This is a genomic window from Bradyrhizobium sp. Ash2021, assembly GCF_031202265.1.
Lineage (GTDB): Bacteria > Pseudomonadota > Alphaproteobacteria > Rhizobiales > Xanthobacteraceae > Bradyrhizobium.
Window position 1 is genome coordinate 6,378,765 of record NZ_CP100604.1, and the last position, 22,614, is coordinate 6,401,378.

19 protein-coding genes and 1 pseudogene are annotated in these 22,614 nt (G+C 64.1%); 9 read left to right on the top strand and 11 right to left on the bottom strand.

The window, feature by feature from the left end; translation table 11 throughout:
* Window positions 1–13: 13 nt before the first annotated feature.
* Window positions 14–1,510, bottom strand: a complete 1,497-nt coding sequence (locus NL528_RS30950) for an FAD-binding oxidoreductase (protein ID WP_309178160.1) — start codon at window positions 1,508–1,510, stop codon at window positions 14–16.
* Window positions 1,511–1,605: 95 nt separating this feature from the next.
* Between NL528_RS30950 and NL528_RS30955 the strand changes: the two genes are divergently transcribed.
* On the top strand, window positions 1,606–2,148 hold the full coding sequence (locus NL528_RS30955; protein ID WP_309178161.1) for a histidine phosphatase family protein: 543 nt from the start codon (window positions 1,606–1,608) through the stop codon (window positions 2,146–2,148).
* 56 nt (window positions 2,149–2,204) lie between these two features.
* On the top strand, window positions 2,205–2,630 hold the full coding sequence (locus tag NL528_RS30960; RefSeq protein WP_309178162.1) for a universal stress protein: 426 nt from the start codon (window positions 2,205–2,207) through the stop codon (window positions 2,628–2,630).
* 27 nt (window positions 2,631–2,657) lie between these two features.
* Here NL528_RS30960 and NL528_RS30965 read toward each other — a convergent pair whose 3' ends face one another.
* Window positions 2,658–2,810: a hypothetical protein gene (locus NL528_RS30965; RefSeq protein ID WP_309178164.1), complete on the bottom strand. Its 153-nt coding sequence runs from the start codon at window positions 2,808–2,810 to the stop codon at window positions 2,658–2,660.
* On the opposite strand from NL528_RS30965, the gene NL528_RS30970 reads away from it, so the two are divergent.
* Entirely contained in the window at window positions 2,809–3,438 is a 630-nt protein-coding gene (locus NL528_RS30970) for a hypothetical protein (protein ID WP_309178165.1), read from the top strand. The two genes, NL528_RS30965 and NL528_RS30970, sit on opposite strands and share 2 nt — an antisense overlap.
* Here NL528_RS30970 and NL528_RS30975 read toward each other — a convergent pair.
* Window positions 3,381–3,617 carry a DUF1127 domain-containing protein gene (locus tag NL528_RS30975; protein ID WP_309178166.1) on the bottom strand — a complete coding sequence of 79 codons (237 nt, stop codon included), beginning with the start codon at window positions 3,615–3,617 and terminating at the stop codon, window positions 3,381–3,383. The two genes, NL528_RS30970 and NL528_RS30975, sit on opposite strands and share 58 nt — an antisense overlap.
* A gap of 182 nt (window positions 3,618–3,799) precedes the next feature.
* Between NL528_RS30975 and NL528_RS30980 the strand changes: the two genes are divergently transcribed.
* Entirely contained in the window at window positions 3,800–5,143 is a 1,344-nt protein-coding gene (locus tag NL528_RS30980) for a PLP-dependent aminotransferase family protein (protein ID WP_309178167.1), read from the top strand.
* 25 nt (window positions 5,144–5,168) lie between these two features.
* Here NL528_RS30980 and NL528_RS30985 read toward each other — a convergent pair whose 3' ends face one another.
* Entirely contained in the window at window positions 5,169–5,762 is a 594-nt protein-coding gene (locus NL528_RS30985) for a YdcF family protein (RefSeq protein WP_309178168.1), read from the bottom strand.
* Window positions 5,763–5,856: 94 nt separating this feature from the next.
* Window positions 5,857–6,465 carry a hypothetical protein gene (locus tag NL528_RS30990; RefSeq protein ID WP_309178169.1) on the bottom strand — a complete coding sequence of 203 codons (609 nt, stop codon included), beginning with the start codon at window positions 6,463–6,465 and terminating at the stop codon, window positions 5,857–5,859.
* Between the two features lie 70 nt (window positions 6,466–6,535).
* On the opposite strand from NL528_RS30990, the gene NL528_RS30995 reads away from it, so the two are divergent.
* Window positions 6,536–6,970: a hypothetical protein gene (locus NL528_RS30995; RefSeq protein WP_309178170.1), complete on the top strand. Its 435-nt coding sequence runs from the start codon at window positions 6,536–6,538 to the stop codon at window positions 6,968–6,970.
* 25 nt (window positions 6,971–6,995) lie between these two features.
* Here NL528_RS30995 and NL528_RS31000 read toward each other — a convergent pair whose 3' ends face one another.
* Together NL528_RS31000 and NL528_RS31005 are read right to left on the bottom strand one after the other, a co-directional pair.
* Window positions 6,996–9,398: an EAL domain-containing protein gene (locus NL528_RS31000; RefSeq protein ID WP_309178172.1), complete on the bottom strand. Its 2,403-nt coding sequence runs from the start codon at window positions 9,396–9,398 to the stop codon at window positions 6,996–6,998.
* A gap of 371 nt (window positions 9,399–9,769) precedes the next feature.
* A pseudogene (locus tag NL528_RS31005) lies at window positions 9,770–9,910 on the bottom strand (DUF892 family protein); the annotation flags it as partial.
* 270 nt (window positions 9,911–10,180) lie between these two features.
* Here NL528_RS31005 and NL528_RS31010 point away from each other — a divergent pair.
* Both NL528_RS31010 and NL528_RS31015 read left to right on the top strand, forming a co-directional pair.
* A complete protein-coding gene (locus NL528_RS31010; RefSeq protein ID WP_309178173.1) occupies window positions 10,181–11,236 on the top strand; it encodes a YbhN family protein in 1,056 nt (351 codons plus the stop codon).
* A 115-nt stretch (window positions 11,237–11,351) separates the two neighbouring features.
* On the top strand, window positions 11,352–13,274 hold the full coding sequence (locus NL528_RS31015; protein ID WP_309178174.1) for a hypothetical protein: 1,923 nt from the start codon (window positions 11,352–11,354) through the stop codon (window positions 13,272–13,274).
* A gap of 9 nt (window positions 13,275–13,283) precedes the next feature.
* Here the strand turns inward: NL528_RS31015 and NL528_RS31020 are convergent, their stop codons facing one another.
* Both NL528_RS31020 and NL528_RS31025 read right to left on the bottom strand, forming a co-directional pair.
* Complete coding sequence (locus tag NL528_RS31020; RefSeq protein ID WP_309178175.1) at window positions 13,284–13,889, bottom strand: DUF2147 domain-containing protein; 606 nt, start codon at window positions 13,887–13,889, stop codon at window positions 13,284–13,286.
* 137 nt (window positions 13,890–14,026) lie between these two features.
* Window positions 14,027–15,055, bottom strand: coding sequence for an NAD(P)/FAD-dependent oxidoreductase (locus NL528_RS31025; RefSeq protein ID WP_309178176.1), 1,029 nt, complete (start codon window positions 15,053–15,055; stop codon window positions 14,027–14,029).
* Window positions 15,056–15,211: 156 nt separating this feature from the next.
* Between NL528_RS31025 and NL528_RS31030 the strand changes: the two genes are divergently transcribed.
* Complete coding sequence (locus NL528_RS31030) at window positions 15,212–15,667, top strand: acyl-CoA thioesterase (protein ID WP_309178177.1); 456 nt, start codon at window positions 15,212–15,214, stop codon at window positions 15,665–15,667.
* A 12-nt stretch (window positions 15,668–15,679) separates the two neighbouring features.
* On the opposite strand, the gene NL528_RS31035 is transcribed toward NL528_RS31030, so the two are convergent.
* Together NL528_RS31035 and NL528_RS31040 are read right to left on the bottom strand one after the other, a co-directional pair.
* Window positions 15,680–16,000, bottom strand: coding sequence for a 2Fe-2S iron-sulfur cluster-binding protein (locus NL528_RS31035; RefSeq protein WP_309178178.1), 321 nt, complete (start codon window positions 15,998–16,000; stop codon window positions 15,680–15,682).
* Between the two features lie 164 nt (window positions 16,001–16,164).
* Complete coding sequence (locus NL528_RS31040; RefSeq protein WP_309178179.1) at window positions 16,165–16,542, bottom strand: Hpt domain-containing protein; 378 nt, start codon at window positions 16,540–16,542, stop codon at window positions 16,165–16,167.
* Between the two features lie 384 nt (window positions 16,543–16,926).
* Here NL528_RS31040 and NL528_RS31045 point away from each other — a divergent pair, with 384 nt between their 5' ends.
* Window positions 16,927–22,572: a hypothetical protein gene (locus tag NL528_RS31045; protein ID WP_309178180.1), complete on the top strand. Its 5,646-nt coding sequence runs from the start codon at window positions 16,927–16,929 to the stop codon at window positions 22,570–22,572.
* Window positions 22,573–22,614: the final 42 nt, after the last annotated feature.

A 22,614-nucleotide genomic window follows, 5' to 3' on the forward strand; every position in this document is an offset into this window, starting at 1 on the left:
GCAGCCCGGGAAGTTACACCGGTTCGTCCTGAATTTTCTCACTTTCTTGCGAGGGCGCGGCCTCCGTTCCGCCCCCATGCGTTTCCGCCCGCACCGGCGGTCCAGGACGCACCGGGCGCGGCCCGCCCGACGGCGGCGGGCGCCGGGGTGGCGACCTGGTTCCGGCCTGGCGATTGGCCTCGGCCAGGCGCGCCTCGCGGACCTGCTCCCTCGCCCGCGCGCCTTCCCGGTAGCGCGCCAGCGCGCCGGCGGCGGCGGCGCTTCCCCGCCCCCACATTCCGATCAGCTGGCCCGCGACCCGGCCGGTCGCGCCGCCGGCCCAGACCAGTTCGAACGGTGAAAACAGCCGCCAACGCCCGTCACCCCACAGGATGCTGCGCGCGATCAATTGCCCGGCCATCGCCGACGTATTCAGGCCCTGGCGGCCGAAGCCGCTGGCGACCCACAGACCTTTGCGCAGCTGGCCGATCTGCGGCATGCCGTGCACGGTCACTCCGACCGCGCCGCCGAACATGTCGGCCATGGCGACCTTGCCGAGTTGCGGGAAGACGGTGGCGATCCGGCGCTGAATGGCGGAGCCAAAGCGGCCGGGCTCCGCGTTCCAGGTCGTTTCCGGGCTGGCCCACATCAGGCGGTCGCCGTCCACGATCCGGAAATGATCGATGCCGTCGCTATCGGTCACCGAGCCCTGAAAGCTGATCACCTCGGCGAGCCGATCGCCGAGCGGCTCGGTGACCCCGGCATAGCGCCACACCGGAAGCAGGGTCTCCGACAGCCGCCGCGACGCGGCGCCGAGATGGATGTTGCCGGCCAGCACGATGTACGAGGCGCGCAGCCGCGCCGAAGGCGTCACGATCCGCTTGCGAATGCCTGAGGAATCGATGCTGACGACCGGCGTATCCTCGAAGATGCGGGCGCCGGCCCGCTTCGCCAGCGCTGCCAGGCCGTGAACATATTTACGGCCGTCGATCTGGAACGCCCGGGGGTAATGGATGCCGTGGAAATAGCGCCCGGTCTTGAGCTCGGCGCGGACGCGATCGACCTGCCAGCCTTCGACCTCGGTCTCGAAATCCTCGCTCAGCGTTTGCAGCCGGTTGATCAGCGTTTCGCCGGCATCGACGTTGGAGACTTCCAGCGCACCCTCGGTCAGCGCGATGCCCGGCATTAATTCTTCGGTGGCGGCAGCGCGAACATAATCGGCGCCCTCCTTCGACAGCGACCAGAGTTCGCGGGCGTCCTCGAGGCCGATGCGCTCGATCAAGTCGCCGATCGGCAGACCGTAACCCGGCATGACCGTGCCGAGTTGATGTCCGGACGCGTTCCAGCCGACATGGCGGCCTTCGAGCACGGCGACGCTGGCGCCAAGGCGCGCGGCCTCCCGCGCCACCGTCAGACCGGCGAGCCCGGCCCCGACCACGCAAATATCGACGTCCATGTCGAACGAAAGACGCGTGCGAAACGGCGCGTCGTCACCGGCTTGGTCGGGGGTACCTGTGGAAGTCTCGGCCATGGCGTTTTCTTAGGGATCGCTGCGACGCTTGTCACCTTGTCCCGGGCATGAGCTTGTAGATTAATTCAGACCGAGACCGAATCGAGATTGTGATCATGCGCCGTTTGATGCTGTTGCGTCATGCCAAGACCGAAAGTAACGCTCCGTCCGGGCAGGACCAGGACCGCCGTCTGGACGACCGCGGCCGGCACGATGCCGCCACGATCGGCGACTGGATCGGCCGGCATCCGCCGTTTCCCGACCTCGTGCTGGTTTCACCGGCGGTCCGGGCACTCCAGACCTGGGAGATCGCCCGGGAAGCGATGAAGCATCATGCCCGGCAGCCACAGGTCGAATTCCTGCCCGAACTCTACGGCGCCGATCCGGCCCAGCTGTTGCAAACCATCCGTATGGCCTCCGTCAACGATCCGCGGCGGCTCTTGGTGGTCGGGCATAATCCCGGCATGCACGAACTGGCGCTGACGCTCACCGGCAGCGGCGACGCCGCCGCGAAGAAGGCGCTCGAACACAATTTGCCGACCGCAGGCTTCGCCATATTCGACTTCGCGACCGACGACTGGAACGATGTCGCGTTCCGCCGCGGCAAACTCGTACTGTTCATCAGCCCGAAATTATTGAAGAGAATTTCGGGCGATTAGGGCTGGCGGACATCCTGATTCCGACGTGCTAAAGTGACCTCGAACAGGAGGCGCAGATGTTCAATTCGATTCTCGTGCCGATCGATCTGGCCGATACCGATCTGGCGAAGCCTGCGATCGCTACCGCTGCCACGCTGTCGAAGACCTGGAGCGGCTCGGTGCGGCTATTGAACGTGCTGCCGATGACGCCGGTGATGCTGGCGGAATATGTGCCGGCCGATTTTGACACCCAGCAGCGCGAGATCTCGGAAGAAGCGCTTACGATCGTGGCGCGGGAATCCGGCATCGAGCCGTCGCGCATATCCACCGCGGTCCGCCAGGGCGGCATTTATCACGAGATCCTCGAAGAGGCGGCCGCGATCAAGGCCGATCTGATCGTGATGACGTCGCACCGGCCGGCGATGCGGACCTATTTCCTCGGCTCCAATGCCGGCCATGTGGTGCGCTACGCCAAATGCTCGGTGCTGGTGGTGCGGCACTGATATATCCACGCAAAACAGCGGAGGCGATCAGAAAATCCCGGGCAACAGCATCGCGACCCGCTGGCGATATCGCCGGTACTGATCGCCGAAGAAGGCAAGAAGATCGCGCTCCTCGAGCCAGATGCCGATGAACAGGTAGGCCGTCATCGCGCCGGCGAACAGGAAGTGGCCTGCCGTCATGACCGGCGCCGAGCACCCGCTTGCGTCCGAACCCTTCGAAATGCCCGGTCAGGAAGGTGCCGAATACGAGCAGCCAGCCGAACAGCGACAGCGAATGGATCGCCGCCACCGCGCGCGGATCAGCCGCCCGCCACACCACGGCAGGCAACGGCTGCCATGCCGCGAACAAGACGATGAGCACCAGACTGGTGCACAGCACATATGTGCTTCGCTCCACCAAAGGCGGGACGTGCCGGGTCAACACACGCTTGAAGCCACGCCGCGCCATGGCACTGTGTTGAGCCACGAAGAGGCCGAGCAACTGCAGGTCGATGCAAAGCGCCACCGAGGACGGCCAGGTCGCGCCGGTATCGATCTGCTTGGGAACGACGACGCCGCTGACGAAACCGACCGCGTAAAGCAGCGTCGCGAGAAAGATCGCATAGACCGCAACGCCATAGCCGATGCCGAGAAGTCTTGCGAGACTTCCCGCGGTCGGCCGGCCGATGCGGTGCGACCGATGGTCAACCGCGATGGTCATGTTGTTTTCCTGTCGAGTTCGAACTCATTGCGCCCTTGGGGCGGCGGCGTTCAGCGAAGCCGGCCGAGTTCCCGATCGACAATGCCCCAGACCGCCCGCTCGATGTGACAGCGGCTGATCCCGATATCGCGGAGCGCACGATCGTCCAGTTGCCGCAGCGCTTTGATGGCTTCCCGGCGAACCCAATTGGCGGCGAGGTTATTCACCCAACCTTCGATCCAACGGACAAGTCCACCGGACGGGTTGGCGGACGTGCGTTGCGCGGCAGTCGAGGACATCGTGGTCATTTTTCTTCTCCGGTTGGCTTTCGTCCGGCAAGGCGATGCCGCTGGCGCAAACGCTGACCGACAGCGGCTGCACCATTTGTGACGTTGGATTGCTTGCTCCTCAGTGCAATCGCTGGGTTGATATGACCTAGATGATCCGGTACATTTCTCGGTGCAAGTAAAGCATTGCTCTCGGTGCAATAATGTCGAAATTCGAATATCTCAGGCTTGCCGATGCGGTCGCCGCCGAGATCGCCAATGGCGGCCTCAAGCCCGGCGACCGCCTGCCGCCGCAGCGCAGCTTCGCCTATGAGCGCAAGATCGCGGTTTCGACCGCGAGCCGCGTCTACACCGAGCTGTTGCGCCGCGGCCTCGTGGTCGGTGAGGTCGGACGCGGCACCTTCATCTCTGGACAGCCGCGCCGCGGGATGTCAGCGCCGACCGAGCCGCGCGGCGCCCGCATCGACCTGGAAATCAACTACCCGCTGCTGCCGAACCAATCGGCCCTGATCGCAAAAAGCCTCGAAGGCCTGGAGCGGCCGGAAGCGCTAGAGGCCGCATTGAGGCAAGGCACCAGTGCAGGGACGAAGGCTGCGAGAAACATCTCGGCGGATTTCCTGTCCCAGAACGGCTGGTCGGCTCCCGCTGAGCAGTTCGTGTTCACCGCCAACGGCCGGCAAAGCATTGGCGCCGCCCTTTCCGCGATCGTGCCGCCCGGCGGCCGCTGCGGCGTCGAGGCGCTGACCTATCCCTTCATCAAAGGCATCGCCGCCCGGCTCGGGGTGACGCTGGTGCCGCTGGCGATGGACGAACACGGCGTGCGGCCGGACGCGGTACAGAAAGCCCGCCGTGAAGCGCATCTCGGCGCGCTGTACATCCAGCCGACGATTCAGAATCCGCTGGGCATGACGATGCCGGGCTCACGGCGCGCCGACCTGTTGCGCGTCGTCGAAAAACTCGGCCTCACCGTGATCGAGGATGCGGTTTATGGCTTCCTCGATGACGAGGCGCCACTGGCGGCATTGGCGCCGGATTCCTGCGTCGTGATCGACAGCCTTTCCAAGAAGGTAGCCCCAGGCCTCGCGCTCGGCTTCATCGTTCCGCCGCCACGTTTGCGCGAGAGCGTCATGGCATCCGTACGATCAGGCGGATGGACCGCGTCAGGCTATGCCTTCGCGGCCGCACAGCGGATGATGGCCGACGGCACAGCGTCCGAACTCGTCAGGCTCAAGCGCGCCGATGCGCGGCGCCGTCAACAGCTGGCAGCGGAGCGGCTTGCCGGTTTCGAAATCCAGACCAATCCGAAATCCTATCATCTGTGGCTGACACTGCCGCCGCACTGGCGGTCGCAGACATTCGTCGCCGCCGCGGCCCGCCGCGACATCGCGCTGACGCCCTCGTCGACCTTTGCGGTGAGCCCCGGGCACGCGCCTAATGCGATACGGCTGGCGCTGGCCGCACCGCCCATCGATCAGCTCGATGCAGGACTGCGAACGCTGGCGGGAATGCTGCGCGCCAACGAAGAGGATTTTGAATCCACCGAATAGACCGGCTCCAGGTCACCCTCGCCGCTCAATTGACCGGCCACTCCGCGATAAAACCCTTCGCCTTGTAGGGCTCGATCTTGTCCCATTCGAAGAGGATACGGCGGCGGAATTCGGGATCAGTATGCCACAGCGCCCGCGGCGTCTTGAAACTATCGACCATGACCAGCATCTTCTCCACTTCCGGCCAGTGGCGCTGCAGCGTCATCGGATAGCGGCGCGCGGTCCAGGTATTGCCGAGACAGATCACGCTGCGGATATTTTTCAATCCGAGCGCGGCGTCGATAAGCGGCAGCGAGAAGATCACGTTTTCGCCGGTGTTCATCGCGCGATGCTCCCGCAGAATACGGTCGGCCGGAATGCCGCGCGCGGTCATCACCTCCGCGATAATTTCGCATTCCGAACGATTCGATCCCGGCGTGATCCCGCCGCTCACGATGGACCAGCGAAAGTAGCCCTTGCTCCAGAGCCGGCAGGCTTCATCGACACGCTCGCCGACGTCTTCGCGGGTGCCGAACACGAACAACAGATCGGCAGGTTGCAATGGCGTCTCGATCAGGTGCCGTGCATTGATCTCGGCGATTTCGGCCTCAGTCGGCAAACGCGCGCTTCGATCCACCATGGCATGCTCATGTCTGCCCTTGAAAACATGCCCGCACGATGCCGCGCGCAAGCTGCTTTACGAAGTCACATTTCATTGCGCTTGATTGCGATGGCTAAGGCAGCAACTCGTCCGGCAGATCGTCGAAGCTGTAGCTGCGAGGCCGGTTGCGTTTGACGAAGCCGCCGATCTGCCAGGCGAACAGGGCGGCAAAGCCGACCAGGAACAGCGCGCCCACGAATTCGCCGATGAACAGCGCGCGCAGCAGCAGTCCCGCCATCGCGACCGCGAGCATCGTCAACAATGCGAGCGCGGCGGCGTAGGTTTTCGGACCAATGCCGCCGATCAGCGCAGCCTTGCTGCCTGCATCCTTCAGGCGCCGGTGCAATTCCACCATGAAGGCCCGGTAGCCATGGTCCTGCGGCGCCATCATGGCCGCGGTTTGCCAGGTGGTCGAGAGGATGGCGATGCGCCCGCCGCCTTCCTTGTCGATATCGGCGCGGAAGCGGCGCGACTGCATCGACACCGGCCGGTAGGAGAGCCGGATCGCCGCGATATCCGAATAGGCCCAGACCCCAGCTCTGCCGGCGATCCGCCACGACAATCCGGCATCGGTCAGTTCGAATTGATGCGCCGATCCGATCAGCGACGCCTTGTAGGCGTAGCGGGTTTCGGGCGCGCCCTCGCCCGATATCCCAACCGCGTTCGGTAATGATGTTGGCAATCGGAAATCCCGCTATCGGTTCCGCGCGGCCTGCTTGCGCGACGCGCCGGCTTTATCTTACAAGCGGGCCATGGCCGAGACGACCTATTTTCCGCGCCGCCTGATTCTGGCCGGCGCGATGATTTCCGGGGTGCTGCTGGCGCTCGCGGTGCACATGCTGGGCGCGCGCTACGGCCTCGATCTCGGCGGCCTGTGGCGATCCGATGCCCACGAATTCATGCCGGCCGGCGCTGCCATTGCATGGTGGCTGATTGCGACCGTCGGCTTTTCCGGGGGCTACCTCACCGCCAATTTGATGCACAGCGCGGTTTCGGGGCAAATTCCGCAGCGGATGCGGCAATTCCTGATCGCGGTCGGCGTGCTGATCCTCGCCGGCGCCGGACAGGCCGCCTCGGCGCCGAGCCCAATCCCGACCATCTCCGGCGTGCTCGCGGGCCTTGCGGCGCTGTGCCTCGGCGCCGTGATGGCATTCTGCGGCGCGCATTTCGCGCTCCGCAAGGCGTAGCCCTTCGGGTTCGGACGAAAGCGCCCTAGGCGACGACGCGCGGACGCACCTTGGACAGCATCCTTTCCACCTCGGCGGCGGGACGCGGCGGGCTGAACAAATAGCCCTGCACCTGCGTACAGCCCTCACGGCGCAGCAGATCGAACTGCGCCTCCGTCTCGACGCCCTCCGCCGTGGTGACGATGCCGAGGCTCTTGCCCAGTCCGGTCACGGCGCGGACAATAGCCATGGAATCGTCGCGCGAGGCCAATTCCGTCACGAACGAACGATCGATCTTGATCTTGTCGAACGGGAAACTGCGCAGGTAGCTCAGCGACGAATAACCCGTCCCGAAATCATCGAGCGAGATTCTGACGCCAAAGGCGCGGAGTTCGTGCAGGACCGCAAGCGTCGCCTCGCTGTTCTGCAGCAACACAGATTCGGTGATCTCCAGTTCGAGCCGATGCGCCGGAAGGCCGGAGGCCTGCAATGCCGCCTTCACCGACGACACCAGGTTGGGATTCTTGAACTGAACCGGCGAAAGATTGACGGCGACGTCGACCTCCTGCGACCAGCAGGCGGCATCGGCGCAGGCCCGGCGCAACACCCAGTCTCCGAGCGGAACGATCAGGCCGGTTTCTTCCGCCAGCGGAATGAAGTTCAGCGGAGCGATCATGCCGCGCAGCGAATGGTTCCAGCGCACCAGGGCTTCGAAGCCGACCACCCTGTCCCCGGCAACGTCGCGGATCGGCTGATAATAGACTTCGAACTCGTCGCGCTGCAGCGCTGCCCGCAGATCGAGTTCCAGCATGCGGCGCGCCTGGGCGCGGGCGTCCATTCCGGTCTCGAAGAAGCGATAGGTGCCGCGGCCGTCCGCCTTGGCGCGATACAGCGCGAGATCGGCCTTCTTGAGCAGTTCATCCGGATTCTTGCCGTCTTCGGGCGCCAGCGAGATGCCAATGCTGACGCCGACGACGAGCTGGTGGCCGCCGATGTCGTAGGGTGCTGCGATCTTCTCGACGATGTGGCTGGCAAGCAAGGGCACCGCCGAGGGATCGCAGTCGCTGCAGAACTGGACCACCGCGAATTCGTCACCGCCAAGTCTTGCTACCGTGTCGTGCTCGGTGACGCATTCGCCGAGCCGGCGGCCAACTTGCTTCAGCAAGGCGTCACCGATCGGATGGCCGAGCGAGTCGTTGATTTCCTTGAAATGATCGAGATCGAGACAAAATACCGCGAGCTGATCGCTGCGCTTGGCAAGGCGCAGGGCCTTCTCAAGCTGCTCCCGGAACAGCGTCCGGTTCGGCAGATTGGTCAGCGCGTCGTGGCGCGCCATATGCGAAATCTGCTCCTGGGCCTGCTGCCATTCGGTGATGTCCTCGAATGTCGCGACCCAGCCGCCGCCCTTCATGGGCTGATCGACCACGCGAATCGAACGTCCGTTGCGGGCAACGACCCTGGTCAGGCTTTCGCCGGCATTCGCCGCCGCGACCACCATGGCGAAGAACTCATCGGGATCGCCGTCCCATTTTCCGATCGATTTCTGATCCTGGAGAACGTCGATCAGCAAGCGACCCTGCAACGGCATTCCGGTCCGATCCATCATCTCCTTGTAGCGCTCGTTGAACAGCAGGATGCGGCCTTCCGCATTGAACATGCAAAGCCCCTGCGACATGTTTCCGATCGCGGTGTCGAGCAGGACCTTCTGCTGATGCAGTTCGCCGCTTGAGCGGCGATCGAGCATGGCGGCCACGAACGATATGCCGAGGATGGCGAAAGCTGCGACCGCGGTCAAAAAGGAAAGCGCGGCCGGAGAAATCGTCAGTTCGTCGCCAACCAGGGTGGGATCCGGAACGAGCGTAACGGCGCCCATCGCCGTGAAGTGATGCGAAACGATCGCGACCGTCAGCAGGGCCGTGGCGGCAAGGGTATGACGGCGATCATCCCGGCGCGTGGCAACGACCAGCGCCAGCGCCCCGAATACGCTTCCGAACACGACCGAAGCCAGCACGATACCGGGCGACCAGACGATGCGCGCCGGAAGTTCCAGCGCCATCATGCCGGTGTAGTGCATCGCCGCGACGCCAACGCCGATCACCGCGCCGCCAGCCGCAACCGTCGACCGGCGGTCATTGAGCGACGCAATGCTGAGGCCGACGACGGAGATCGCTACAGCAAAGACCAGCGACATGAGGGTGACCGGAATGTTGTATCCGGCACCGATGCCGGGATCGTAAGCCAGCATCGCAACGAAGTGGGTGGCCCAAATTCCGCAGCCGCCGACCGCCGCATCCAGCCCGATCCAGATCGCGCGCGTGCGGCCCTGTGAAGCCCTGGCGCGATGAAACAGGCTGATCGCAACCGCACTGGCCAGCCAGCAAATGGTGCCGCCAAGGACGACCAGCCGCCAGTCATGCTCGGTGACCAGGCAATTCAGCACTTGATACATTACAAACCCCCGCTATCGGTCTGTAATGACAGCACTGATGGTGCATTATCTGTAACCGTCACCGGCTTCGTTGCGCGAATGGTGAACAAAGCTTTGAATGGAGTTCAAAGTGGCGCGGCGGGCTTTGCGATTTTTGCCGTACCGGAGCACTTGGCACGAATCACCTCAATTTGGAGAACCAACGCGCAATAAACCCTCCTGTTTCGACCTGACGATACGGTATGGATCGAAGTATGTTTGCAGCGGAACGCGTCCGGTCACGCAAAAACACCGCGCGAGCGTCCCGCGCGGCGTTTTGCCTCAATATCCAAAAAGACTAGCTGGCGGCCTTCAGATTATCTTCCCTTCGGCGAGCGTGGTCAGCTTGCCCTGTGCATCCGGCAAACCAGCTCCAGCCGCTGCACATGGGTCTTGGTTTCCTCGAGATGGGTCAAAAAGCCCTGCTTGAGCTGCTTGTCAGTGGCCTTTTCAGCCATTTTTGGCAGCGCTTTGACGAGTTGTTTCCCGGCGTAATGAAATCTGAAAGCCTCGTCAGGGAACAACGACACAATGCGACGATTTGAATCTCCGGAACGGGCCGAAAGGCGACTCAAAATTCCGAACGTCAATACATATGTCCGCCGTATGACAAAGGCGGCCAACGATGGCAGAAGCTTGGATGTCAAGGACTGCACAACGCCGCGATTTTAGCTTATGGGTCTTCACGCACGGTGCATCTCGCCGTCTCCGGTTGCTTTTGTGACCGGTTTTTCCAACGTGTTACCGCCCCGCCGGGAGGATGAATGCATCGGCTGCTGACCACGCTCAGGCGTGGCTTCAAGGAAAAGATCGGCTGGAAACGGCTCGGTATCGCTGCGAGTCTTCTCATTATCGTCTTTGCGGTCACGACGCTGGTGCGAACCCTGAAGGGGGTCGACACCGGCGGAATCCTGACTGCGCTGACGGAGATTGCCCCGCACCGGATCGCGCTTGCCGCTTTGTGCGTGGTTGGCGCCTTTTGCACGCTGACCTTCTATGATTTCTTCGCGCTACGAACCATCGGCAAGAATCAGGTCCCCTATCGCATCGCCGCGATGTCGAGCTTCACCAGCTACACCATCGGTCACAATATCGGCGCTACCGTATTCACCGGGGGCGCGATCCGCTTCCGGATTTATTCCGATTACGGCCTGACCGCGATCGATGTAGCCAAGATCTGCTTTCTCTCCGGGCTGACATTCTGGCTCGGCAATCTGTTCGTGCTCGGCTTCGGCATGGCCTGGCATCCCTGGGCGGCGTCCGCGATGGACCTGCTGCCGCCGGCGATGAACCGGCTGATCGCGATCGGCTGCCTCGCCGGCATCGCGGCCTATTTCATCTGGCTGGTGATGGGCGAGAACCGCCGCGAGCTCGGGCAGAACGGCTGGAAGGTGGTATTGCCCTCGGCGAAGCTGACGCTCGTGCAGGTCCTGATCGGCGTGGTCGATCTCAGCTTCTGTGCGCTCGCGATGTATTTGTTGATGCCGACGCAGCCGCCTATCGATTTCGTTTCGCTGGCGGTGGTGTTTATCCTGGCGACGCTGCTTGGCTTCGCCAGCCATGCGCCGGGAAGCATCGGCGTCTTCGAAGCCGCGATGCTGGTGGCGCTACCCCAGTTCGGCAAGGAACAATTGCTGGCGACGGTGGGGATGTTCCGGATCCTGTATTTCCTGATCCCGTTCGGGATCTCGATTTCGATCATGGGGACCCGCGAATTCTGGCTCAACGTCGTGCGGCCCTGGCAGGAACGCCGCCGGCTGACCGAGGCCTGCACGGCCAAAGCCCGGGTGCGGCAGCCGGTCAAGAACCGGCAGTCGTAACCGGTAACGGCGGCGCTATCTTTTCGGCCAACCCAATCCATTCTCTTATTTTTGCCTTACCGCTAACGTCAAACGCGCCATGGGCCGAATTCTCACTCACTCGATAAAGTCGACCATGCTGCTCGCATGCGTGCTGGCCGCGCTGTCGGCGTCATGGGCGGAAGCGCAGACCGCCGCCGACGCGCCGCTGCGGATTTCATGGGAAGTCCGCAACCGCTTCCGGCTATTCCGCGAGGAACGGGACTTCCTGCTGCAGACCGACGCAGAGCGCGGCCGCAGCGTGCTGGCCGCCGAACAGGCCCTGGAATTGCAAAGCGACGGCCGCGGCTGGGCGCGTAACACCGTGAACCGGCTTTGCATCGACCTTTCCGGCCGCGTCAACGAGCCCTGCACCCGCGACAACGTCAAGGAAAGCTATTTGACGCCGGTCGACCATCCGATCGTGGTCCGGCTCACCGGCCCTATTCCGGTCGGCGCCACCTGCGCCTGGTCGTTTGACGACGGCGACGGACCGCAAAGCTCAACATTCGACTGCGCCGAGCCGGTCAATCTCAGGGCGCGCTACGGCCGCACCACCGTGGCGAATGTCGACGTCTCCAGTGGGTCGGATGCGACCCAGCGCGTCTCCACCGAGATTGCGGTACGCGACATCCTGATTGCCGGCCTTGGCGACAGCATCGCTTCCGGCGAGGGAAATCCGGACCGCGCCATTGCGCTGGCCGACGAAGGCTTCTGCTTCCGCTCCTATCTCGGGACGGCGTCCGCGCAATATTACCGTCCGAGCCGCGCCGGCTATAAAGGCGGACGGGCCTGCGAAGCGCCGGATTTCCTGACCGTATGGCAGAAGCAGCGCGCGCTCTGGTTCAATTCGGCCTGCCATCGCTCGCTCTACAGCTACCAGACCCGGACCGCGCTGGCGCTCGCGGTGCAGTATCCGCATATCGCGGTGACCTATTTGCCGCTGGCCTGCACCGGCGCAACCATCACCGACGGGTTGTTGGGCTATCAACGTGTGCAGGAATGCCTGCCGTCGAAAACGGCCAACACCTGCTCCGGCACCGTCAACGGCCAGCTTTCCGAATTGCGCGACGCCCTCGCCGCCGCAAAGCGCCGTCAGCCCGACCGCAAGCTCGATCTGGTTCTGCTGTCGGTCGGCGCCAACGACATCTATTTTTCCGGCCTCGTCGCCGATGTGATCGTGGACACGCCGACCGAGCGCGCGCTGTTCCGGCGCAGCGGCGTGATGGCGTCGGTGGAGGATTCACGCGCCGCACTGACGCGGGACCTGCCGCAGGGATTCAGCAAGCTGCGCGAGGCCCTAAGGCCGCTGGTCGGCGACATGTCACGGGTGATCTACACCTCCTACGCCAACCCGACGCTGGCCGATAGCGGTACACCCTGTCCGGGCGGACGCGCCGGCTTCGACATCCACCCCTCCTTCAACCTCCAGCCGCAGCGGCTGGCTGCGGTCTCGAACTATGTCGAAAGCGAGTTCCTGCCGCAGCTCAAGGCGCTCGCGCTGTGCCAGTCCGGCATCCTGTGCCGCGATCCGCGCGCCGACCGCATGACCTTTGTCGATGCCCATCAGGCCGCCTTTGCCAATCACGGCTTCTGCGCGCGGGCCGAGAGCGATCCGGAATTCGACCGGCAATGCTTTTCAGCCAGCGGCGAAAGCTTCGATCCCGACATCGTCACCGCAGCCAACCAGCCGATGCTGTGCGGACGCAGCGCCGGCGAATACCGCGCCTATCTGCCGCGCGCGCGCTGGATCCGCGACGCCAATGACAGTTACTTCGCGGCGATGACCTATCCGCAGGCGCTGCCGTCGTCGATGCAGCCTTCGGATATCCATGACGCGACCTGGGGAGTGCTGTCGGCGGTGTATGGCGGCGCCGTGCACCCCAGCGCCGAAGGTCACGCCGCAATGGCGGATGCGGCACTCCCGGCCGCGAGCGCGGTGCTGCAGCTCGACGCCAACGTACCGGAAGTGATTTCGCAGCCGGTGCCGCCGATCACACCGACGCCGGCCACGCGTTGAGGCTTCCGGTTAATGCGCCGGCGCGGGAGCGGCGGTCTTCTTCGCGGCGACCGGGGGTTTTGCGTTGACCGGCGGCTTCATCGCAGCCGCCTGCGCCGGCAGATATTTCGCAACAACGGCCGGATCCAGTGAAGCCATCGCCGTGTCCGGCAACCGGGTCCAGGTCTCATCCTTGCCGAACAGGGAAATGCCCAAATAGCCGCGCATGGTCAGCGACTGGCCGTCGGCGCTGACGGTCATCTTGGCCTTGTAGATCTTGCCGTCGCGCGGATCGAGAACGTTGCCATTCTCGTATTTCAGTCCGTCGCGCTTCATGTCGCGGATGAAGGGCAGTCCGACGAGCGGCATGTTCCTGCGATCGTCGGTGCATTTCGAGCAGATCTCGTTCGGATCGTCGCCGGGCAACGGATATGTCTTGGCGATCACGCCTTCGAAGATTCCATCATGATCGACGAACAGGAACCAGCCCACCGGCTTGCCGTTTTCGATTTTCTGCCACAGGCCCGCGGCCGACGGCTCCTGTGCCTGCGCGGGAAGTGCCGCGGCAAACGCGGCCGACAACACCAGACCCGTCACGATCAGCAGCAGTCGAAATCTGGATAGAACATTCCGCATCGTCACCACCTGATCAATCCACAAAATGAATGGCCCCAGACTAAGGCCATTTCGCGGAGGGTTCCAGTGGCAGTGACGACGATCGCCACCACCAATGGCAGGCACGTGGCGGCCCTTCAGTCATATTTCGGTTGGAATCAGTGGACCCCGAGCTTCTTCTGCAGGCTCGACGACGAGGTCGTGTACTGGAACACGAGCCGCTTGTCCGGATAGACATAGCGGTGGGCCTTCTGCGCCATCAGGGCGCCCTCGTGGAATCCCGACAGGATCAGCTTCAGCTTGCCGGGATAGGTGTTGATGTCGCCGATGGCGAAGATGCCAGGCACGTTGGTCTCGAACGCGGCGGTCTCGACCGGCACCAGATTGTTCTCGAGCGCGACGCCCCAGTTCGCGACCGGACCGAGCTTCATGGTCAGCCCGAAGAACGGCAGCATGGTGTCGCAATCGATCTTCGAGATCGCGTTGTCGTTGCCTTTCATGACGGCGCCGGAAAGCTTGCCGCTCTCGCCTTCCAGCGAGGTGACCTGACCGATCTTCAGATCCATTTTGCCCGCGGCGACCAGCGCGCGCATCTGCTCGACACTGTGGGGGGCGGCGCGGAAATCGTCGCGCCGGTGCAGCAGCGTCACGCGCTTGGCGACCGGATGCAGATTGAGCGTCCAGTCGAGCGCGGAATCGCCGCCGCCGACGATCAATAGATTCTTGTCGCGAAAGTGCTCCATCTTGCGCACCGAGTAGAACACCGAGCTGCCCTCATAGGCCTCGATGCCCGGCACCGGCGGGCGCTTCGGCTGGAACGATCCACCGCCTGCGGAGATCACGACCACCTTGCACTCGAACACCTGGCCGGCGTCGGTCGTGACGCGAAAGCCGGGATCGCCGATCTTCTCGATCGTCTCCACCATCTCGTTGAGATGGAAGGTCGGATGGAACGGCTTGATCTGCTCCATCAGCGCTTCCGTCAGGCCGTGGCCGGTGACGAAGGGAATGCCGGGAATGTCGTAGATCGGCTTTTCCGGGTACAGCTCGGCGCACTGGCCGCCGACCTTGTCGAGGATGTCGACCAGATGCGCCTTCATGTCGAGCAGACCCAGTTCGAACACGGCGAACAGTCCGCAGGGACCCGCGCCAATAATCAGCACATCGGTTTTGATTGCTTCGCTCATACTCAGCTTCTTTTCGGTTGAACTGGGGAGGCCGAGCCTGTCTAGCCAACGCCGCCGGTTGAGGAAAGTCATAAATGGGAGGCTGGGCTTCCCGGCAAGCCCTTGCCGGGCTTCGATAACTGGGCTGTAAGGGCATGAAAGCCCGGAGATCGTCCCGTGAATGCGCCTGCCCGTCTCGATTCAACGCCGCGTCTGGAGGATTTTCCCTACCGGTTGACCGACAATGTGCGCTTTGCCGACCTCGACCCCAACCAGCACGTCAACAACGCGGTTTACGCCACCTATTTCGAAACCGGCCGCGTCACCCTGATGAAGGATCGCAGCTACGGGCTGATGCCCGAGGGGGTCACCTGGATCATGGTCCAGCTCGACATGCATTTTCGCGCCGAGCTGCGTTGGCCGGGCACGATCGAAATGGGGCTCGGCCTCGTCAAGTTCGGCCGGACCTCGGTGACGTTCGATCAGGTGGTGTTTTCCGAAGGCAAATGCATCGCATCAGCGCGATCGGTATCGGTGCTGCTCGATGAAGCCACCCGCAAGCCGACGCCGCTGACGCCGGAGATAAAAGGCAATTTCCAGCGCTGGATTCGCCGCGGCGTGGATCCGAATTAGAAACTTTGTCGCTTAGGCCTGCCGCTCCGGCGTCGCCACCACAAGCCCGTCGAGTTCGTCGCTGACCTTGATCTGGCACGACAGGCGCGAATTCGGCCGCACGTCGAAGCCGAAATCCAGCATGTCTTCTTCCATCGGTGTCGGCGCGCCGACCTTCTCGCGCCAGGCCTCGTCGACATAGACATGGCAGGTCGCGCACGCGCAGGCGCCGCCGCATTCGGCTTCGATTCCCGGAACGGCATTGCGGATCGCGGCTTCCATCACGGTGGCGCCGTTTTCGACTTCAATGGTGCGTTTTTCGCCGGAATGGTCGACAAAGTGAATTTTGGCCATGATCGCTCGTGCTGCCGGGGGATAGGAAAAGGGGTCCGGGCAGTCCTATAACGGGTCGGTACGCGCAGCGCCAGCGGTCGGGACGACAAACCTGCGGGGCCGTTTTGGCAAGAGTTGGAGCGGTTTTGGCGGTTCTGGTTCAGGCGGCTCTGGATGGCATCCGCTCAGGCGCGGCGCAGGTTCGCCTCGATCGCCGTCAGCGCCAGCGCGACCGCCTCGCCGAGTTCGCTGAGCCGCGCGGACAGACCGGCGCCGCCGGCCAGCGCCGCTTCGAGCCGGGCGGCGGCATCGGCGACGCCGAATGCACCAATCGCGCGCGCCGAGCCTTTCAGCGTATGCGCCAACGCGCCCGCATCGGCAGGCGCGGTCGCAAGCGTGGCGATCAGCTTGGCCGACTGCGCCGAGAACATCGCCAGCACCTCTTGCTCGAGGCCGGCGTCGCCTAGCGTCATGCGTTTGAGATGGTCGAAATCGATCGGACCGTCATCGGGAGCAAGCGGCGGCGATGGCATCCAGTCAATCCGTTCGAGATGAAGCGGCATGGCACAATCCAAATATCCCGGCCGCATCGATCCCGGCTGGGGCGTTTTCGCCAGCCAATCACGGAACTGGTTAATGGAACGTTCGATGGATTTGCCGCAAGTTCGCCTTGTTTTTGACGAAGAGACGCCACAGTTAACCTCTCCCCGCGGGAAATTTGAGTGCCCGTAAGGCGTTATCGCACTAAGCTGTTAACGATGATTAAGAATGTCTTAATCGCGACCATTTCATTCGCATCGCTCTGCCAATAGGATGTTTGCGGATGTAGCGGACAAGCCGCCGAGCGGGCGCTTGCGCTCCGCTCGGGGAATGATCCCGGCTTCAGGCTTGCGGGGACGTCAGCAAGCCTGCCGGACGCGTACAAAGTAAGAGGGCTCAGACTGAACATGGCGAACAATCCCAAGAAGGTCAAAGATCCCACCGAAGTCGCGCTTTCCGCCATTCAGGAAGCGCTCAACATCAGCGACGTGAACGCTGACACCGGCCGCAATACGATCGGCGACGAACCCGCGCCGCCAGGCATTCCGTCGACGCCGACTTACTCCGACACACCGTTCTCCGACACACCGTTCGACACGCGCCCGAGCGACCGGCAGACCTACGATCCGATCGAGGAGCCGCGCAGCCCGCGCCGCGCCGCCAACGACGATCGCGAAACCATCGGACAGATTCTTCAGGCCATTCAGAAAGGCCGCCCGGCCCGCAGCGTCTATACGCTGGCCACGGTGTTCGCAGCCATCTGGATCGTCGGCTGCGGCCTTCTGACCGTCAGTTTCCTGCCCTCGCTGCAGGCTGCGATGGGACAGAGCGGCGGCGTGCTCGTGCTCGGCGGCCTTGCCGCCCTGTTCTTTGCGCCGGTGCTGCTGTTCTATTTCCTCGCCAGCCTTGCCTGGCGCGGCCAGGAAATGCGGATGATCGCGCAGTCGATGGCGCAGGTCGCGATCCGCTTCTCTGAGCCCGAGGGCGCAGCAAGCGACTCGATGGTGACGGTCGGTCAGGCGATCCGCCGTGAGGTCGCGGCGATGGGTGACGGCGTCGAACGCGCGATCGCGCGCGCCGGCGAACTCGAAACGCTGGTGGCCAACGAAGTCGCAGCACTCGAGCGCGCCTATTCCGACAACGAAGTGCGTATCCGCGCGCTGCTGCAGGACATCGCCCATCAGCGCGACAATCTGGTCGGACAGGCCGAGCAGGTCCGCAGCGCCATTTCCGGCGTGCAGATCGATTTGCGCCACGATATCGCGCTGATCTCGGACGCGATTGCGTCACGCGTCGACGAAGTCGCCAAAAGCATCACCGGCGCGCTGGAAGAACGCGGCGCCCACATTACCGGCGCGCTGAGCAACGCCGGCGACAACATGATCCTGGCGCTCGGCGAGCGCGGCGGCGACCTGCTCGACCGGCTTGAAGAAGCCAGCGCCGAGACCACCCGCGCGGTGCTCGATGCCTCCGAGCGCCTGACCACCAGCCTCAACTTCAAGACCGGCCACGTCCATGACGAGTTCGTCGATCTGGCCGATCGCGTCCACGAGATGCTGAACGAGCGCATCGACCGCATCACCAGCGAATTCGAGCAGCGTTCGTCCACCATCGTCGACGGCATCTCCGACCGCACCGAACAGGTTCACGACTCGCTGAAGAACTCCTCCGACTCGCTGTTGCTGGAACTCGAGCTGCGCAGCGGCGATCTCGTCGGCAAGATCGACGAGGCCGGCAACCGGCTGGCGACCCGCATCATGACGTCGGGCGACAAGGCCAGCGACGCGCTGGATGTGACCGTGAACTCGCTGGTCGCCAAGGTGGTGAGCCAGACCGAAACCGCGCATGACTCGCTGTCCCTGCAGATGAGCGCGTTCGACGAACTGGTGAAGAACCAGGGTTCGGAACTGGTGGAGAAGTTTGCGCGCGACTCAGGCACGTTGGGTGCGCTGATCACCCGCCACATCTCGGAATTCGACCGCACCGTCAAAACATTCGGCGGCGAAATCGTCGAGCGCATGGGCCAGCGCACGCAGGACATCGCCGACAGCCTGAAGAACTATGTCGATACTTTCGACACCCGCCTGACCTCCAACGGCGGCGAAATCACCGCGTCGCTGGATCAGCGCCTGCTGCAGTTCGAGACCACGCTCGGCAACCGCGTGACCAGTCTCGACGCGTCGCTCGACAACAAGATCAATTTCCTCGACGGCTCGCTCGGCAGCAAGATCCATAACTTCGACAGTTCGCTCGACGGCAGGATCAAGTTGTTCGACGACTCGATCGACGGCCGCCTGAAATCGCTCGAAACGACCTTCGATACCCGGGCGAAGTCGGTGACCGAGACCATCGACAACCGGCTCGGCACGCTGGCGTCGTCGCTGACCGATGGCGCAGCCCAGGCGATCCAGTCGATCGACCAGCGCTTGACCCACCTCACCTCTTCGCTGACCGACGGCACCGCGCAGGCGATCCAGTCGATCGACTCCCGCCTCACCCATCTCACCACGTCACTGACATCGGGCGCCGCCCAGGCGGTCGATGCCGTGGACCAGCGCATCACCGGTGTGACCGAGACCATCGACGGCCGCAGCGCCCATTTGACCGAGACCATCACCGCCCGGTTCCAGGAAATCCATCAGGGCATCGAGAGCCGGGTCGGCGCCATCGCGGCCGATATCGACACCCGCGTCTCGCAGTTCGAGGATTTGCTGGGCTCGCGCGTCGAAGCCGTGGCAGGGCGCATCGAAAGCAGCGGCCGGCAGGCCAGCGACGACCTGATGGCGCGCGCGGAACTGTTGTCCTCGGGCATCCGGTCTCATGTCGAGGATGCCGAGCGCTCGCTCACCAACCTCGTGGTCAATACCTCCGAAACCATCCAGACCGGTGCGCGCACCGCGCAGCAGGCGCTGCTCACGGTCTCGACCGATGTCGGCGCCCAGCTGCGGCTGACCTCGGCCGAAGTCGAAAGCGCCCTCACCGCCGTCGGTACCGGTGCCGCGAATTCGATCCTGACCAGTTCCCGCGAAGCCCAGGCAACGCTGGTGTCGGCTTCCACCGAAGTCGCCTCGCAGATCCAGGCGTTGTCCGCCGACGTCGAGCGCACGCTCTCGGCCGCCGGCAGCGCCACCGCCGCCTCGGTTCTGTCCGGGGCGCGCGAAGCCCAGACCACGCTGGTGTCGGCATCCGCCGACGCGGCAAGCCAGGTCAAGTCGCTGGCCGCGGACGTCGAACGTTCGCTGTCGATCGCGGGTACTTCCACCGCCGAGGCGGTCACCGCCGGTGCACGCCAGGCCCAATCCACGCTGGTGGCGGCATCCACGGAAGCGGCAAGCCAGGTCAGGTCGCTGGCCGCCGACGTCGAGCGCTCGCTGTCGAGTGCCGGAACGGCCACCGCCGAGGCGATCACCGCCGGTGCGCGTGACGCCCAGAGCACGCTGCTGGCAGCCTCCACCGACGCCGCGAACCAGATCATGTCGCTTTCCGCCGACGTGCAGCGCTCGCTGTCGCTGGCCGGTACCGCGACCGCCGAGTCGATTACCGCAGGTGCGCGCGAAGCCCAAAACACGCTCGTCACCGCATCCGAGGACGCGGCCAGCAAAGTCACTATGCTGGCGGCGGACGTGCAGCGTTCGCTCTCGATGGCCGGTGCTGCCACCGCCGAGTCGATCACGTCAGGCGCCCGCGAGGCACAGAATACCCTCGTCACGGCGTCCGCCGATGCGACGACCCAGGTCAAATCGCTCGCCGCCGATGTGCAGCGCTCGCTCTCGATGGCCGGTAATGCCACCGCCGAGTCGATCACCACCGGCGCCCGCGAAGCCCAGACCACGCTGGTCACCGCATCTTCGGAAGCGGCCAACCACGTCAAGTCGCTGGCGATCGATGTCGAACGCACGCTGACCGCTGTTGGCGCCGACACCGCCGCTTCGATCCTGGCCAGCGCTCGTGAAGCCCAAAGCTCGTTCGCAGCCACGTCGGCCGACGCCGCAAGCCATATCTCGGCGATCTCGGCCGATATCGAGCGTTCGCTCGGTGCGGTCACCGCAAAGACCACCGACAACATCCAGACCAGTGCGCAGAATGCGCAGAGCGCGCTCGTCGCCGCGTCGAACGAAGTCAGCTCGAAGGTCAAATCGACCTCGGCCGACATCGAACGTTCGGTCCTCGCCGCCAGCAGCAATTTCGGCTCGACGATGACCGGCAAGACCGACGAAATCGTCACCTACGTGCAGCAGCAGACCGATCGTCTGGCGCAAATCGTCGACAGCCGGCGCGGTTCGCTGGTCGAGGCGCTCACGTCCAAGACCACGCAGCTCGCCACCGACATCGACCGCGTCACCGCGGATGCACTGAAATCGATCGAAACCCGCGGCCAGGCCTTCTCGCAGGCGATGTCGACCAACGGCTCCGAAGTCGCACGCAACATCACCTCCGCCGGCGATCTCGCCACCGGCGCGGTGAGCAAATCTCTGAAGGACCTCGAGCAGGCGTCGCGTTCGGCCATCGACCAGTCGCGTCAGGTCTCGATCGCGGCCGTGACCGAAATGCAGGAGACCAGCAAGATCCTGCGCACCGACACGGTGGCGCTGTTCGAGCGCCTGCGCGAAGGCAACATCCTGCTGCAGGAAGTGCTGACCGGCGCCCACGACAACCTCAACTCGCTGGAGCGTGCACTGGTGACCCGCGTGGCCGACTTCGTGTCCGCCATGAATGACGTCACCTCGCGCAACGGCGTCGCGACCCAGACCCTGGAAGACCAGTTGACCGTCTTCAATTCCAAGACGTCAAAGGCGCTGGAGGATCTCGGCTCGCTGTCGAGCCAGTTCGAAACCCATGGCCAGGCACTCGTCGAGGCCGCAGCCGTGGTCGAGCAGGCCAACCGCAGCACGACGACCTCGGTTGCCGATCGCAAGTCGCAGCTTGAATCGCTGGTGACCACCATCGATCTCAGGACCACCGACCTCGATCAGCGGCTGTCGCGCTTCACCGGTTTGCTCGATGAATCGCTGGCCGCCGCCGAAGAACGCGCCCGCGATATCGCCCGCGTGGTGGCCGAAACTGCCGGCGCCGGCTCCGCCGCGATCAGCCGGCAGTTCGAAGCGGTCCGCACTTCGGCCGAAGAAGAACGCCGCATGACCCACGAAGCCATGAGCGAACTGTACGAGCAGAGCAACCGGGAAACGGATGCGATGTTCAAGCAGTCGACGGAGAAGTTTGCCGCCATGGTCCAGGCCATGAAGCAGATGTCTTCGGAGATGCATCACGAGCTCGAAGCCACCCGCAACGAACTGCGCCGCGGCGTGCTGGAAATGCCGCAGGAGGCCGCCGACAACACAGCGCAGATGCGCAAGGTGATCGTCGACCAGATCGAGGCGCTGGCCGAGCTCAACCGGATCGTCGCGCATCACGGCCGCGGCCTCGACGTCGTCAGCTCGGGCCGTGCCAGCGTGCAGCGCCAGGAAGAGCCGCTGATGGCAACCGTCGGCGGCCGCAACGACGCCCGCATGCGCGATACCGGCAGCGCCTCGACGCTGCCGCCACCGGATCTCGGCATGCCCTCGTCGCGCCGCACCGAAGCGCCGCCGGTCAGCCCGGCAAGCTCGGACGGCGGCCGGGACGGCTGGCTGTCCGACCTCCTCAACCGCACCGATGCCGGTGGTCCGGGCGGCCGCGAGGTCCCGCGCGCCCGCCCGACCCAGCCGGCCGCAGGTGACAACCCGCTGGCGTCACTGTCGCTCGACATCGGCCGGCTGATGGATCGCAATCTCGCCGCCGAGATGTGGGATCGCTATCAGCGCGGCGAGAGCAAGGCCTTCTCGAAGCGGCTCTATACGCCGGCCGGCCAGAAAGCCTTCGACGAGGTCGCCCGCAAATACCGCGCCGACCGCGGCTTCAAGCAGACGGTCGACCGCTACATCGCCGAATTCGAGCGGCTGCTCGATGAGGTCGCCCGCGAGGATCGCGGACCGCAGGCGCTGCGCGGCCACCTGACCTCGGAGACGGGGCTGGTCTACACGCTGCTCGCGCATGCGGCGGGACGGCTGGGCTAAGGCTCCGGTTTACTGTTGAATACAGAACGGAGGCAGCGATGC

Coding starts and splice junctions, on each gene's coding strand:
- NL528_RS30965 (WP_309178164.1), bottom strand. CDS start 2,810: ATGACGGCAGGCCACTTCCTGTTCGCCGGCGCGATGACGGCCTACCTG.
- NL528_RS30975 (WP_309178166.1), bottom strand. CDS start 3,617: ATGACCACGATGTCCTCGACTGCCGCGCAACGCACGTCCGCCAACCCG.
- NL528_RS31015 (WP_309178174.1), top strand. CDS start 11,352: ATGCTGCTCGCATGCGTGCTGGCCGCGCTGTCGGCGTCATGGGCGGAA.
- NL528_RS31020 (WP_309178175.1), bottom strand. CDS start 13,889: ATGCGGAATGTTCTATCCAGATTTCGACTGCTGCTGATCGTGACGGGT.
- NL528_RS31000 (WP_309178172.1), bottom strand. CDS start 9,398: ATGTATCAAGTGCTGAATTGCCTGGTCACCGAGCATGACTGGCGGCTG.
- NL528_RS30950 (WP_309178160.1), bottom strand. CDS start 1,510: ATGGCCGAGACTTCCACAGGTACCCCCGACCAAGCCGGTGACGACGCG.
- NL528_RS31040 (WP_309178179.1), bottom strand. CDS start 16,542: ATGCCGCTTCATCTCGAACGGATTGACTGGATGCCATCGCCGCCGCTT.
- NL528_RS30955 (WP_309178161.1), top strand. CDS start 1,606: ATGCGCCGTTTGATGCTGTTGCGTCATGCCAAGACCGAAAGTAACGCT.
- NL528_RS30960 (WP_309178162.1), top strand. CDS start 2,205: ATGTTCAATTCGATTCTCGTGCCGATCGATCTGGCCGATACCGATCTG.
- NL528_RS31035 (WP_309178178.1), bottom strand. CDS start 16,000: ATGGCCAAAATTCACTTTGTCGACCATTCCGGCGAAAAACGCACCATT.
- NL528_RS31025 (WP_309178176.1), bottom strand. CDS start 15,055: ATGAGCGAAGCAATCAAAACCGATGTGCTGATTATTGGCGCGGGTCCC.
- NL528_RS30980 (WP_309178167.1), top strand. CDS start 3,800: ATGTCGAAATTCGAATATCTCAGGCTTGCCGATGCGGTCGCCGCCGAG.
- NL528_RS30995 (WP_309178170.1), top strand. CDS start 6,536: ATGGCCGAGACGACCTATTTTCCGCGCCGCCTGATTCTGGCCGGCGCG.
- NL528_RS30970 (WP_309178165.1), top strand. CDS start 2,809: ATGACCGGCGCCGAGCACCCGCTTGCGTCCGAACCCTTCGAAATGCCC.
- NL528_RS31045 (WP_309178180.1), top strand. CDS start 16,927: ATGGCGAACAATCCCAAGAAGGTCAAAGATCCCACCGAAGTCGCGCTT.
- NL528_RS30985 (WP_309178168.1), bottom strand. CDS start 5,762: ATGGTGGATCGAAGCGCGCGTTTGCCGACTGAGGCCGAAATCGCCGAG.
- NL528_RS31010 (WP_309178173.1), top strand. CDS start 10,181: ATGCATCGGCTGCTGACCACGCTCAGGCGTGGCTTCAAGGAAAAGATC.